Annotated in this window: 14 protein-coding genes; 3 read left to right on the top strand and 11 right to left on the bottom strand. The window is 63.5% G+C overall.

Translation table 11 applies throughout. From position 1 onward, the window contains the following. Positions 1-46: 46 nt before the first annotated feature. The 3 genes from ACSSV4_RS08350 (at position 47) to ACSSV4_RS08340 (ending at position 2,920) form a co-directional block, all read left to right on the top strand. Positions 47-1,189 carry an alpha-D-ribose 1-methylphosphonate 5-triphosphate diphosphatase gene (locus tag ACSSV4_RS08350; RefSeq protein WP_454274636.1) on the top strand — a complete coding sequence of 381 codons (1,143 nt, stop codon included), beginning with the start codon at positions 47-49 and terminating at the stop codon, positions 1,187-1,189. 73 nt (positions 1,190-1,262) lie between these two features. Beyond that, positions 1,263-1,961, top strand: coding sequence for a fumarylacetoacetate hydrolase family protein (locus ACSSV4_RS08345; protein ID WP_454274634.1), 699 nt, complete (start codon positions 1,263-1,265; stop codon positions 1,959-1,961). A gap of 5 nt (positions 1,962-1,966) precedes the next feature. Then, positions 1,967-2,920: an SLAC1 anion channel family protein gene (locus tag ACSSV4_RS08340; protein WP_454274632.1), complete on the top strand. Its 954-nt coding sequence runs from the start codon at positions 1,967-1,969 to the stop codon at positions 2,918-2,920. Between the two features lie 298 nt (positions 2,921-3,218). On the opposite strand, the gene recO is transcribed toward ACSSV4_RS08340, so the two are convergent. The 11 genes from recO to ACSSV4_RS08285 form a co-directional block, all read right to left on the bottom strand. Further along, complete coding sequence (gene recO, locus ACSSV4_RS08335; RefSeq protein WP_454274631.1) at positions 3,219-3,953, bottom strand: DNA repair protein RecO; 735 nt, start codon at positions 3,951-3,953, stop codon at positions 3,219-3,221. A 9-nt stretch (positions 3,954-3,962) separates the two neighbouring features. After that, the gene (locus tag ACSSV4_RS08330) at positions 3,963-4,295 is read right to left on the bottom strand and encodes a DUF1491 family protein (protein WP_454274629.1); all 333 of its coding nucleotides are present in this window, start codon (positions 4,293-4,295) and stop codon (positions 3,963-3,965) included. A gap of 4 nt (positions 4,296-4,299) precedes the next feature. Then, positions 4,300-5,205, bottom strand: coding sequence for a GTPase Era (gene era / locus ACSSV4_RS08325; protein ID WP_454274628.1), 906 nt, complete (start codon positions 5,203-5,205; stop codon positions 4,300-4,302). Beyond that, entirely contained in the window at positions 5,202-5,888 is a 687-nt protein-coding gene (gene rnc / locus ACSSV4_RS08320; RefSeq protein ID WP_454274626.1) for a ribonuclease III, read from the bottom strand. Before rnc ends, era begins: the two co-directional genes overlap by 4 nt. Then, positions 5,885-6,715 (bottom strand): signal peptidase I, encoded by an 831-nt coding sequence (gene lepB, locus ACSSV4_RS08315; protein WP_454274624.1) that lies wholly within the window; start codon positions 6,713-6,715, stop codon positions 5,885-5,887. Before lepB ends, rnc begins: the two co-directional genes overlap by 4 nt. Before the next feature lie 246 nt (positions 6,716-6,961). Then, positions 6,962-7,372: a holo-ACP synthase gene (acpS, locus tag ACSSV4_RS08310; protein ID WP_454274622.1), complete on the bottom strand. Its 411-nt coding sequence runs from the start codon at positions 7,370-7,372 to the stop codon at positions 6,962-6,964. Next, the gene (locus tag ACSSV4_RS08305; RefSeq protein WP_454274621.1) at positions 7,369-8,829 is read right to left on the bottom strand and encodes an alpha/beta fold hydrolase; all 1,461 of its coding nucleotides are present in this window, start codon (positions 8,827-8,829) and stop codon (positions 7,369-7,371) included. Before ACSSV4_RS08305 ends, acpS begins: the two co-directional genes overlap by 4 nt. A 38-nt stretch (positions 8,830-8,867) precedes the next feature. Then, a complete protein-coding gene (locus ACSSV4_RS08300; protein ID WP_454274619.1) occupies positions 8,868-9,695 on the bottom strand; it encodes a hypothetical protein in 828 nt (275 codons plus the stop codon). A gap of 46 nt (positions 9,696-9,741) precedes the next feature. Continuing rightward, on the bottom strand, positions 9,742-10,491 hold the full coding sequence (locus tag ACSSV4_RS08295) for a pyridoxine 5'-phosphate synthase (protein ID WP_454274617.1): 750 nt from the start codon (positions 10,489-10,491) through the stop codon (positions 9,742-9,744). Positions 10,492-10,530: 39 nt separating this feature from the next. Continuing rightward, the gene (locus ACSSV4_RS08290) at positions 10,531-11,211 is read right to left on the bottom strand and encodes a DUF2062 domain-containing protein (protein ID WP_454274616.1); all 681 of its coding nucleotides are present in this window, start codon (positions 11,209-11,211) and stop codon (positions 10,531-10,533) included. An 11-nt stretch (positions 11,212-11,222) separates the two neighbouring features. After that, positions 11,223-13,364, bottom strand: a complete 2,142-nt coding sequence (locus ACSSV4_RS08285; RefSeq protein ID WP_454274615.1) for a RelA/SpoT family protein — start codon at positions 13,362-13,364, stop codon at positions 11,223-11,225.

Raw genomic sequence — 13,364 nt, 5'->3', positions numbered from 1 at the left:
CTTCTCATCGGTTTGACGCCCTCTGCTAGGAAAGCGTGACAGTGACATGACAGAAACCTTCAGTCTCGCCAATGCCATGTTGGTCCTGCCCGACGAGGTCTGCCACGGATCGGTGCAGGTGACGGACGGCCAGATCACTGCCATCGACACCGGCACAAGCGTGCCCAAAGGGGCGGTAGATTGCTGTGGCGATTACCTCGCCCCGGGGCTCATCGAGTTGCATACCGACAATCTGGAGCGTCATATCCAGCCCCGCCCCAAGGTCGACTGGCCGCATGACGCCGCCATCCTCGCCCACGACGCGGAACTGGCCAGCACCGGGATCACCACGGTATTCGACGCGATGCGCGTGGGATCGGTGCCCACCGGAGTGGGGCGTTACAAGAAATATGCGCGTGGCCTCGCCGATGAACTCCTGAGCCTGCGCGCCGAAGATGCGCTCAGGATCAGCCATTTCCTGCACCTGCGCGCCGAGGTCTGTTCCGAGACGCTGGAAGAGGAGATGGAGGAATTCGGGCCTGAAGACCGTGTCGGTATCGTCAGCCTGATGGACCACACGCCGGGGCAGCGGCAGTTTCGCGACGTGACCAAGCTAGAAGCTTACATGAAGGGCAAACACGCCCTTAACGATGCCGAATTCGAGGCCCATGTCGCGCAGTTGAAGGCGCTGCGCGCCGCCAATGGCGACAGGCACGAGGCCGCCGCCGTGGCCCATGCGGCGCGCTATGGCGCGGTGCTGGCGAGCCATGACGACACCACCGAGGCGCAGGTCGCGGTGTCGCATGGCCATGGCATCCGGCTGGCGGAATTTCCGACTACGGTGGAGGCGGCGCGCGCCTGCCATGCGCGCGGCATCTCCGTCATCATGGGCGCGCCCAATCTGATCCGGGGCGGCTCGCATTCCGGCAATGTCGCCGCCAGCGATCTCGCTGATCTCGACCATCTCGACATCCTGTCGTCGGATTACGTGCCATCGGCGCTGCTTTTGGCGGCGGTGCAACTGGGCCACCGCTGGGACAACATGGCGCGCGGGCTGGCCACCGTCACGATGAACCCGGCCCGCGCCGTGGGGCTCATGGATCGCGGGCGGATTGAACTGGGCACGCGCGCCGATCTCCTCCGCTTCAGGATGCGTGGCAATGCGCCTGCCCTGCGCGGGGTCTGGTCGCGGGGGTTGCGGGCGGGCTAAGCCAGTGCTTTGACAAGGCGGCAGAGGGAGCGCATAACGGGCGCGATTTCAATCGCTTGCCCCGGAGAGTCCCATGACAGCGCCGCTATTCGATATCCCCCCCGCCCCGCTTGTCCCGGTCGAGGGCGAGGTCGGGGCCTTTCCGGTGCGGCGGATTTTTTGCGTCGGGCGAAATTATGCCGCCCATGCCGCCGAGATGGGCAACGAGGTGGACCGCGAGGCGCCGTGGTATTTTAACAAATCGGCGAATGACATCTGCCTGAGCGGGACGACGATCCCCTATCCTCTGGAAACCGCCAACTGCCACTACGAGATGGAATTCGTCGTCGCCATCGGCGCGCCTGCCTTCCGCATCCCCGAGGCTGAGGCGCTGACGGCGGTCTACGGCTATGCCTGCGGTATCGACCTGACCCGCCGCGACCTGCAAGGCGTGGCCAAGGAAAAGCGCCGCCCGTGGGATCTCGGCAAGGATTTCGAGCATTCCGCGATCATCGCCCCGATCACGCCCAGGGCAGCGTTTGGCGAGATCGCCGATCAGGTGATCCGGCTGGCGGTGGATGGCACGGTGACGCAAGAGGCGCGGCTGTCGGACATGGTCTGGTCCGTGCCCGAGATCATCGCCCACCTGTCGCGGTTTTATCACCTGCAACCGGGGGATCTGATCTATACCGGCACGCCTGCCGGTGTCGGGCCGGTGGGGCCGGGCAATGTGCTGCTGGGCGAGGTCGATGGCCTTGCCCCTCTTCATCTGAGCATCGGCCCGGCGGAGTGAGAGGCATGGCCAGTAGCCGTCTGCAACACATGCCGGTGACCCTCTTCACCGTGGTGATGGGGCTGTGCGGCTTTACCCTGGCGCTGCGCGCGGGCGAGGCGGCTATGGGGCTGGGCCATCTTGCCTCTGCCGGGGCACATTGGCTGACCATGGCGATCTTTGCCTGTATCGCCCTGGGCTATCTGGCCAAGCTGCTGCGCCATCCAAGCGCCGTGCAGGCGGAATGGCAGCATCCCGTGAAACTTGCGTTCTTCCCGGCGATTTCCATAGCACTGGTGCTGATGTCCATCGTCATGCTGGTGCCCTATCCGGGGCTGGCGCGGGCGATGTGGCTGGTGGCGGTGCCGATGCAACTGGCACTGACTCTCGCGGTGGTGAATGGCTGGATCGGTGCGCGCGCGTTCCAGCACGGTCATCTGTCGCCCGCGTGGTTCATCCCCGCCGTGGGCAACGTCATCGTGGCGATCGCAGGCGTGCCGCTCGGTTATATCGAAATCAGCTGGTTCTTTACCAGCGTCGGTCTGATCTTCTGGATCGTGATGCTGGTGCTGGTGATGAACCGACTGATCTTTCACGACCCTTTGCCCGAGCGGTTGCAGCCCTCGCTGGTGATCCTGATCGCGCCGCCGTCGGTGGGGTATCTCGCCTGGGTGGAACTGGTCGGCGGGGTGGACGAATTCGCCCGGGTGCTGCTGAACTGCGCGTATCTCTTCACGCTGATCGTGGCGGTGCAATTGCCGAAACTGCTGCGATTGCCCTTCTCGCTCGCCTTCTGGGCGCTCAGCTTTCCGGTCGCTGGGGCGGTGCTGGCCAGCCTTGCCCATGCGCAGATGACCGGATCGGCGGGCCATCGGCTGATCGGGCTGGCGCTTTTGGGGGTGCTTTGCGTGATCATCGCGGGGCTTGTCTGGCGCACATCGTCGGCCTTGCGGGCTGGGGCGATCTTTCAGCCCGATTGACGGGGAAGACAGTCAGTTTTTGGCCTGAAGCGGACCTTGGCGGATTCAAGGATGAGCCGTGCGGCACCCGACCGCGGGTGGGCGCGGCACCCTTTCCGGAGGGCACTTTATATCAGCCCAATACTTCCGCGTTTTCAATTACTTGATACGTTGCAAAAGCGCCCGCCCGGGGGGCGGTCGGGCGCTGCGCGGCGGTGCCTGCGGCACCTCGATTCCGCGCATTGGTGCTAGAGGCCAAGGAACGCAACAGGCCATAAACATCCCCGCCTCCATCCCACTCAGTTCCAAACCCCCGCCCTCATCCCGCCCCCGCCTGCGCCGCGAAACGCGCGACAAAGCGGGCGCGCGCGTCGGGCAGGGGTTTGTTGCCCATCTGCGGTGCGAGATGATGCATCAGGAAATAACCAGTCACCTGAAATCCTTGCAGGATTTCGGCATCCGGGGCCGGGCCTTCGCCCAGAAGGCAGGGCGGCAGCGGCAACAGCCGGTCGGCCCAGTCTCCTGCCCCCGCGCGTGACACGGCGCGCCCGGTCTTGGGAGATATATAACTGAGGTCATTGGCCTTTTCGCCCATCACCGCGCAGCGCCGCAGGTCAAGGCCAAAGCCCATCTCTTCGAGCAGCGCCAGTTCCCAGTTGAGATAGGCGAGCGGCCAGATCTCCGGCTGCTCCAGAAGGTCGAGCAAGATCAGGCTCTCGCGGTAAATCCTCTCATGCGCTTCACGCTCGGGTAGCGCGAACAGCAACAACGCGCACACCGCGTTGAGCCCGGCCAGCGCCATCCGATCGCCCATCGACCAGGCGCGCGATTTCAAGGGTTCCACCCGGAAGGTGCCCAGATGATCCTCCAGCCGCGCCCGCCATTCCACGTCGAGTTGCGCGCCCGGTTGCAGCACCGGCGTCATCCTGCGCGACGCGCCGCCGCGCACAACGCCCACATGCCGCCCATGTTCAGAAGTAAAAACTTCAATGATGGCAGAGGTTTCCCCGTGGCGGCGGCTGCTCAGCAATATCCCCTGATCACGCCAGTCCATCGCCCAATCCTACCCGCTCAACCCGTCCGCGTCGAGCAGGTGCCGCCCGGCCCGATCCTCGACCTCGACCACCCAGATATCCGGGTCGAACCCGCGTTGCCGGGCGATGGCGGCATCCACCTCCGCCTCACAGCCCTCGGCCAGCGTCACCCAGGCGCGCGCGCCGGTCGCGAGATCGAAGGAGCGGTGAAACACCTGTGCCTGCCCATCGAGCGTGTTGAGCTTCACCACCACCGCGCCGCCGGTGTCATCGCCATGCGCCACCACGAAGGCCGGGATATCCGACAGCCGCAACCGCGCCAGATAGGCGTCGATCCAGAACCGTGCGGTCAGCCGGGGCACGGGATCAATTCCCGTCCTTGAAATCCAGCCCCATCTCGGAATAGCGCTCGGAGTCGTCCATCCATCCGGACCGCACCTTGACCTGCAGGAACAGGTGAATCCGTCGCCCGAGGAACTCTTCCATCTCCTCGCGTGCGGCCTTGGAAACAGCCTTGATCGTCTCGCCCTTGTGACCCAGTACGATGCCCTTGTGGCCATCGCGCAGCACGTAAATGATCTGATCGAGGCGGGCCGAGCCGTCCTTGCGCTCTTCCCAGGCCTCGGTCTCGACGGTCAGTTGATAGGGCAATTCCTGATGCAGCCGCAGCGTCAGCTTTTCGCGGGTCATCTCGGCGGCGATCATCCGCATCGGCAGATCGGCGATCTGATCCTCGGGATAGAGCCACGGGCTTTCCGGCACCTCGCCCGCCAGCCAGTGGCGCAGATCGTCCACGCCGTGACCCTTCTCGGCGGAAATCAGAAAGGTCCGCTCGAAGGTGAAGCGGTCGTTCATCTTCTTGGTCAGCGCCAGCAGAACGGGCGCCTCCACCCGGTCTATCTTGTTGATCGCAAGAGCGATTCTGCACCCCTTGGCGATATCCTGCAAGCCGTCGAGGATACGCTCCACCCCTTCAGTGACCCCGCGATGCGCCTCAATCAGCAGCACCACGATATCGGCATCCGCCGCCCCGCCCCAGGCAGCCGCAACCATCGCCCGGTCCAACCTGCGGCGCGGCTGGAAAAGGCCCGGCGTGTCAACGAAAACAAGCTGGCTCTCACCCTCCATCGCCACGCCGCGAATGCGTGCGCGGGTGGTTTGCACCTTGTGGGTTACGATGCTGACCTTGGCGCCCACCATGCGATTGAGCAGCGTGGATTTGCCCGCATTGGGCTCTCCGATCAGGGCGATGAAACCGGCGCGGGTGGTCATGTCTGGCTCTCCAATCTATCGAGCAGCGCCCGCGCCGCCGCCTGTTCCGCCTGGCGTTTCGATCCGGCGGTGGCGCTTGCCTGCTCGCCGCTCTGCAAGCGTGCCTCGATGGTAAAGACCGGAGCATGATCCGGGCCTGAACGCGCCGTCTCGGCATAATCGGGCGGCGGCAGGCCGCGCGCCTGCGCCCATTCCTGAAGCGCGGTCTTGGCATCGCGCGCGTCTTGCTTGACCGCGCCGATGCGCCCACCCCAAAGCCGCAGCACCATGGCGCGCGCCGCCTCGTATCCGGCATCGACATAAACAGCGGCGATCACCGCCTCCATCGCATCGCCTAGAAGCGCCAGTTTGCGCCGTCCGCCCGATAGCATCTCGGAGCGCCCCAGCTTGAGCACCGTGCCAACGTCGATCTCACGCGCAACATCGGCGCAGGCTTCCTTGCGCACCAGCGCGTTGAAGCGGGGGGCAAGCTGGCCTTCGGTGGCGGCACTGTCATGCGCCAGGAGCGCCTCGGCCATCACGAGGCCCAGCACCCGGTCGCCGAGGAATTCCAGCCGCTGATTGTCGTCGCGATTGGGCGAGGACATCGAGGAATGCGTCAGCGCCCGGACGAGCAGCGCCGGATCGGAAAAGTCGTGCCCGAGCCGCTCCTGAAATTCCGCCATGTCGCGGGACAGTTTCACTCCAGCCTCTCGAAGAACCGATCCCCGCGCCACGTCCAGAAGGCCAGCATCGACGATCCCGCCGAGGAGAAGATCACCCGGTTGGCACGTCCGATCAGGTTCTCGTAGGGCACGAAGCCGACGCCGCCCACAGCCTGCGGAAAGCGCGAGTCGGTGGAATTGTCGCGGTTGTCGCCCATGAAGAAGTAATGCCCCTCGGGCACGGTGAAGATCCCGGTGTGATCCGAGCGTTGGTCACCGATATTGACGATTGCATGGGAATGGCCGTTGGGCAGCGTCTCGATCTGTCGCGATTTGGTGCAATCCGCCCCGGCACCGACAACCCCGTTTTCACAGCGCGGGCGGATCCCCATCGGCCCTTGCCGCGCGAATTCCTCGACAAACTCGCCCGCCGGCTCCAACTCGACCGGCTCACCGTTGATGTGCAGGACCCCGTCGCGCATCTGGATTCGGTCGCCGGGCAGGCCGATCAGGCGCTTGATGAAATCGGTGCCGTCGGCGGGATGACGAAAGACGATGATGTCGCCGCGCTCGGGCTCTGAGCCCAGAATGCGGGTGTTGTCACCGTCGAGAAAGCCGCAGATATCCTTGGCATCGACATTGATAAAGCCAAGCCGGATCGACGGGCAGGAGGCGTAGGAATAGCCATAGGCCATCTTGTTGACGAAGAGGAAATCGCCAATCAGCAGCGTGTCCTTCATCGAGCCGGACGGAATCCAGAACGGCTGAAAGAAGAGCGTGCGAAACAGCCCCGCAATCACGAGAGCCCAGAACACCGTCTTGATCGTCTCGACGATGGAATTTCCTTTTTTGGCGTCAGATGCCATCGGGCCTCTCCGGATAGGGCAGATTTGGGTCTCGCGCTACATGCGGGGCGGCGCTCAAAGTGTCAAGGCGCGAGGGGGTGTGATTGCCGGTGCGCGGCAGGCCGGGTTGTGGAATAGTTGGTTTGGGGGACAGGCGTATCATCCGATTGTTGTAACAGCAGGAGTTTGTGGCCTGAAACTGCCGTTGCCAGATCCTGCGCGGAACGCACCGAAGGTGCTATGTCCGCTCCAGGCCATTCGCGCCCCCTACCCAACCCCACCCTTCGGCCGCGCCTCGATCACCACAAAGGCCTGCGCCCAAGGGTGATCGTCGGTCAATGTCACATGAATGATCGCCTCATACCCCTCCGGCGTCATCTCGGCCAACCGCTCGGCCGCCCAGCCGGTGACATGCATCACCGGCTGACCGGTGCGCAGGTTAGACACAGCCATGTCCTTCCACGCGATCCCCATGCGCAGCCCGGTGCCGAGCGCCTTGGAGCACGCCTCCTTCGCCGCCCATCTTTTGGCATAGGTGCCGACCACATCGGCGCGACGCTCGGCCTTGGCCTGTTCGATATCGGTAAAGACGCGGTTGCGGAACCGGTCGCCGAACCGCTCCAGCGTGCCAGCGATCCGCTCGATATTCGCCAGATCTGTGCCGATGCCAAGGATCATCCCAATCCTCCGGGTGCAAAAAGTGGAAAACTCACGCCAAGCGCCCAGGCAAGGATCAGGCCAAGTGCCACGCCCGCCGATGCCGCCCCTGCCCGCGCCGCAACCCACCGGCCCATCAACCCGAAGATCAGGAAGAAGAGCAGGATCACCGGCGCGATCATGGCGAGAAAGAACAGCCGCTCGGTATCGAGCAGCACGGCAAGCGCGAGCGACAGGAGAAAGCCCAGCCGTGCGGTGATGCGTTGCCAGAGCACGGCCCCGCGCGCCAGAACCGCATCCCCCAGCATGAAGGGCAGCGCGCCAAGGCTGAGCGCCGCGATGATCGCCAGACGCTCGGACGTCGGCCAGAAATTCGCGCCATAGCGGTCGAGCGCGAAGCCGAAGACGCCTAGGCCCCAGGCCAGCAGCGCCAGTACCGCAACGGGGCGCAGCGCCTCGGGCCGCCGACCGAGCCACCACAGAAGCGCCAGTTGGCAAAGGCCATAAATCGCCAGATGCAGCGCAAGGTAATCCGCCACCAGCACCGGCAGGAGCCGCGTCTCGACCTGCACCGCCAGAAGCGGCGCAAGAGCTGCGGGCAGGACCAGGACGAGTGCGAAACGACGCCCTGAAAGCGCCCCCGGCACCGGCGGCGCACGAGTCGGCAGAAGGCGCGAGAGCGGTGCCGCCAGCGCCACGATGGCGGCCATCAGCGCCAGAAACCACGGCCCCGTTGCGCGCACCGCGATATCGCTCGCGCGCCCATAGGCCGCATCGAGCCACGCCACCGCCTCGGCCCGCCCGGCGCGGCTATGCAGCACCGCAACATGCTCGGCCAGCGGTGCCACCACCGCCCGGCGGATCACCTCGCCCGCGCGCGCAGTCTCGCCTTCGCTTGCCTGCGGATCGACCATCGCCATGGCATCTCGGGCAAAGCCGCGCAGCCCCGGCTCCCACGCGCCGGTGATGAGCAAAAGGGTGTCAGGTGCAGTCGCCGTCACCGCCTTGGAAAAGGCCGAGATCGCCACCACGGGGCCGATGCGCGGATCGTCAATTGCGGTGCGGATGATGATATCGGTGGCCATCGAATGCCCGAGCAGTGCGGCATCACCCTGCCAGCCCTCCGTCGCCAGCGCCGCATCCACCACGGCGCGGGTCTGCTCGATCAACAGGCGGGTCGTGCCGTCAATGCTCTCCACATCGCCCGACATCGGCCTAGGGTGCCGCCCATGCCCGAGAAAGTCGAACGCCCAGACCCGGTAGCCCGCCCGCGCCAGATCATGGCCATAGGCCTGCATCATCTGCCGCGACCCGGCAAAGCCATGCGCGACCACGACGACCGGGCCATCAGAGCCGGGCTGCACGATCCGCGTCACGGGTGTTTCATCCACATGGCGCGTGGTGATCTCCAGCCCCGCGCGCTGAGCCTCAAGCTGCCAGAACGCAAGCGCGGCGAGGGTCAACGCAACGATGGTCACTTTAAGCGCTCTGATCGAGAATAGAGACCCTGAGTGGCTCATTCAGGGATCACCACATCTGGGTCGCAGGGAAAGGCCCAGCACATCAAACTGGTGGCCTGAGCCACAGCAGACGCATAAGTTTCCGAAAAGTCGGGCAAGTCTGGCAAATACTCTTTCTCTCCGTTCCATGCCGCAACCGGACTATCTCGCATCTTCCGCCAAACCTCCCCACGGTCGGGAACACGCATACCACAAACCTCGGTTCCGTCTATTGCGCTCTCCGGGTTGAAAGCAACGTCAAGCTCGTGGAGATCCTTCATCATCTCACAGGAATCGTTGATCTCCCATGCGGTCGCCCCGACGATCACACCAATTCCCACAACAGGTAAAGCTTCGGCGAAAACGGTCGCGACATTCCTGCTCGCGGCGGTCGTCACGCGCTTTGCGAGTCTTCCGCTGGTATCCTTGACAGCCTCTTTTGCGAATTTTTTCTTTCCTCGATAAGTAACTTTATTTTCAGCAAGTTTCTTTGTGAGACGCTGGTTCTCATCTCTCAATGCGTCAACGCTCTTGCGATAAGAAGCCTGTGTCTCATCAAGCTCACTTGCCAGACGTTTGTTCTCATCCGTCAATTCTTCAATGCCGCTCAATAGGTTGATGTTTCGAGAGTTTAAATCACCCAACCGAGCGCGGTGCTCCGCTCTGACTGTTCGCAGTCCAGCAATTGACTCTACAGCGCTGGATAGGGTCGAAAAGACGCCAGTAAACGTGACAACGGCAATGTTAAGCGCGAGCGAAGCGACCATGAGCAGGATGAGCACACCTTGAGATAAGGACATTAAGAATCTCATTGGCAGGAACAAAACCCTGATAAACTTCTTCATGTCCTTAATTCCTCGTAAACACCTGTAATTTTATGCTGTCTGCCTGTTACCCGCGCGCCTCGTCCATCAGGCGGCGCATCTCGCCAATGGCCGGTCCCAACCCGCGAAAAATCGACTCGCCGATGAGGAAATGGCCGATATTGAGTTCCATCACCTCGGGGAAGGCTGCGACCGGCTGCACCGTGTCATAGGTCAACCCGTGGCCCGCATGCACCTCGAGCCCCAATGAATGGGCATAGGCCGACATTTCGCGCAGCCCTTCCAACTCGCGGTCGCGGGTGTCGAAATCGCCCTCGGCATGGGCGTCGCAATAGGCCCCGGTATGCAGTTCGATCACCTCGGCACCGATCCTGTGGGCGGCCTCGATCTGACGCTTGTCGGCGGCGATGAAGATCGACACGCGGCAACCCGCCTCGCGCAGCGGCGCGATGTAATGCGCCAGCCGGTTTTCCTCACGCGCCACCTCGAGCCCGCCCTCGGTGGTGCGCTCCTCGCGCTTTTCGGGGACCAGACAAACGGCGTGCGGCTTGTGGCGCAGGGCAATCTTCTGCATCTCGGCGGTCGCCGCCATCTCGAAGTTGAGCGGCACGCTCAGCACCTCGATCAGCCCGTCAATATCGGCATCAGAGATATGCCGCCGGTCCTCGCGCAGATGCGCGGTGATGCCGTCGGCGCCTGCCTCCTCGGCCAGCTTGGCGGCGCGCAGCGGGTCAGGGTAGGCCCCGCCGCGCGCATTGCGGACGGTGGCAACATGGTCGATATTGACGCCAAGGCGCAGTTTTCCATCGGACGGCATCGGGCTCTTCCTCAGATCATGAACGGCTTGGGGTGCAACCTAGTCCCCTTTGCCGCGCCCGTCAGCCTCAATTGACGCATTTTCCTTCTGCGCCTTTTTTTCCTTGATCGCCGTCCATTTCGCCCGCAGCACGCCCTTGCGGCGGTTCTGATAGGCGGTGATCACCGGCAGACTGATGTAATAGGCGGCAAGCCCGGTGACGATGCCGGGCACGATGCCGCCCACCATGTAGGGCAGGAACACCTCGTCGTAGAACACATGCAGGTTGTGCCAGTCGGCCTGATGATCCGAAAAGATCGCCAGGACGTTGTTCTTGAGATCCTCTCCCGCATCCAGAAACTTGCCACCGAGCGATCGGCTGATCTCGTCCTCCGCCAAAGTGTGACGGCCGAGAACCGCGTGCCCGGTCTGAAGCGAGATCACCCCGATCGGCACATAGGTCAGCGGATTGCCGAAGAAAGTGCCCAGCAGCGCGGCGGGGATATTGCCGCGCAAGATCATGGCTAGCGTGCCCGCCACGATGAAATGCAACCCGTAAAACGGCGTGAAGGTGGTGAAGACACCCGCGAAGATGCCCCGCGCGATCCGGTCCGGCGGGTCGGGTAGCCGGTGCAGTCGGTGCTTGACATAGGTGAACGCCCGCGCCCAGCCGCCCTTGGGCCAGAAAAAGTCAGCGATCACCTTCCAGAAGGGTCGTCTGTCTCGGCGTTTGAAAACCACCAGTGCGGCTCCTAGGGTTCATGGCTCATGCCGCCCCCGGTGCGGGACGGATCGCGATAGCGTTCGACGGCGGCCACATCGCTTTCTGCGTCGAGCGCCGACAGCACCCCGTGCAGATGTTCGGCATCGCGCAATTCGACATCGACAAGCAGGCGATAGAAATCGGGTTTCCGGTCAACGAAAGTCAAGTCCGAGATATTGGCCTTCTGCTCGCCGATCAAGGTGCAAATCCGCCCCAGCACGCCCGCGTCATTGCCGATGGTGAGGTCTAGTGTCACATCATAGGCCGCCGGATGGGTGCCGGTGTGCCAGTGCAGATCCATCCAGCGGCCGGGTTGATGATCATATTGCGACAGAGTCTCGCAGTCTATGGCGTGGATCACCACACCGCGCCCGCGATAGGTGATCCCGACAATGCGCTCGCCGGGCAGTGGCTGACAGCAGCGCGCCCGCTCGAAACTCTGGTCCGCCTCGAGGCCGATCACCGCGCGGTCGCGCGTCACCTCGTCCGACGGGTCGGGGGTAAGATCGGGATAGACGGCATGGAGCACCTGCTGCGCGGTCAGCTCGGCGCTGCCCAGCCGCGCGCGTACCTCATCGGCATTCTTCAGCCGCAGCGTGCGGGCGGCGGCCTCGAGCGCCTTGTCGGTGGCCTTCTTCCCGACATGCTCGAAGGCCGAGCGCGCCAGTTCGCGGCCCAGCTTGATATAGCGCCCCCGGTCCAGTTCGCGCAGCGCCCGCCGGATCGCAGCGCGCGCCTTGCCGGTGGTCGCGATATCGAGCCATGTGGCCTGCGGCGTCTGCCCGTCGGCGGTGATCACCTCGACCGATTGGCCGTTCTTGACCCGCGTCCAGAGCGGCACGCGCATCCCGTCCACCTTGGCACCGACGCAGGCATGCCCGATCCTTGTATGAATCGCATAGGCGAAATCAATCGGCGTCGCCCCGCGCGGCAGCTTGATCACATCGCCCTTGGGGGTAAAGCAGAACACCTGGTCGGCATACATCTCGAGCTTGACCGCCTCGAGGAAATCCTCGTGATCCTCCTCGGCGTCGAACTGCTCGCTCATGCTGGAAATCCACTTGGCGGGATCAACCGCAAAGGGGTTTTCGGCACGCACACCGTCACGGTAGGACCAATGCGCCGCCACGCCGGTTTCGGCCACGTCATGCATCGCCTGCGTGCGGATCTGCACCTCGACCCGCTTGCCGTCCCGACCCGACACGGTGGTGTGAATCGAGCGGTAGCCGTTCGATTTGGGTTGGCTGATGTAATCCTTGAACCGCCCCGGAACCGCGCGCCAGCGCTGATGAATGGCCCCCAGAGCGCGATAACAGTCATTCTCGGATCGGGTGATCACACGAAAGCCGTAGATGTCGGACAGGCGTGAAAACCCCATCTCCTTTTCCTGCATCTTGCGCCAGATCGAATAGGGTTTCTTGGCCCGGCCAAAGACATCGGCCATGATCCCGGCCTTGTCCAACTCGTGCCGCATGTCGCTGGTGATCCGCTCGACCACATCGCCGGTTTCGCGCTGCAGGGTGATGAACCGCCGGATGATGCTGGCCCGCGCCTCGGGGTTGAGCACGCGAAATGCCAGATCCTCCAGCTCTTCACGCATCCACTGCATGCCCATGCGACCGGCCAGCGGCCCATAGATATCCATGGTCTCGCGCGCCTTTTGCGCCTGCTTTTCGGGGCGCATCGCCTTGATGGTACGCATGTTGTGCAGACGGTCGGCGAGTTTCACGAGGATCACCCGCAGATCCTTGGACATCGCCATGAAGAGCTTGCGGAAATTCTCGGCCTGCTTGGTCTCGGAACTCGAGAGCTGCAGATTCGTCAGCTTGGTGACGCCATCGACCAGATCCGCCACTTCGCGGCCGAACCTCTCCTCGACGATGCGATAGGACGCCTTGGTATCCTCGATCGTGTCATGCAGGAGGGCCGTTATGATCGTCGCATCATCCAGCCGCTGTTCGGTCAGGATGGCGGCCACGGCAACGGGATGGGTGAAATAGGGTTCGCCCGAATGGCGAAACTGCCCCTCATGCATCGCCCGACCGAAATCATAGGCCGCGCGAATCAGCGCCTCATCCGTGCGAGGGTTGTAATGGCGCACCAGCGTGATGAGGTCATCAACGGCGATCAT

Source organism: Roseovarius sp. MBR-154 (genome assembly GCF_053628595.1).
The sequence above is the reverse complement of the archived record's forward strand: the minus strand, read 5'-3'. Positions and strand labels throughout refer to the sequence as shown.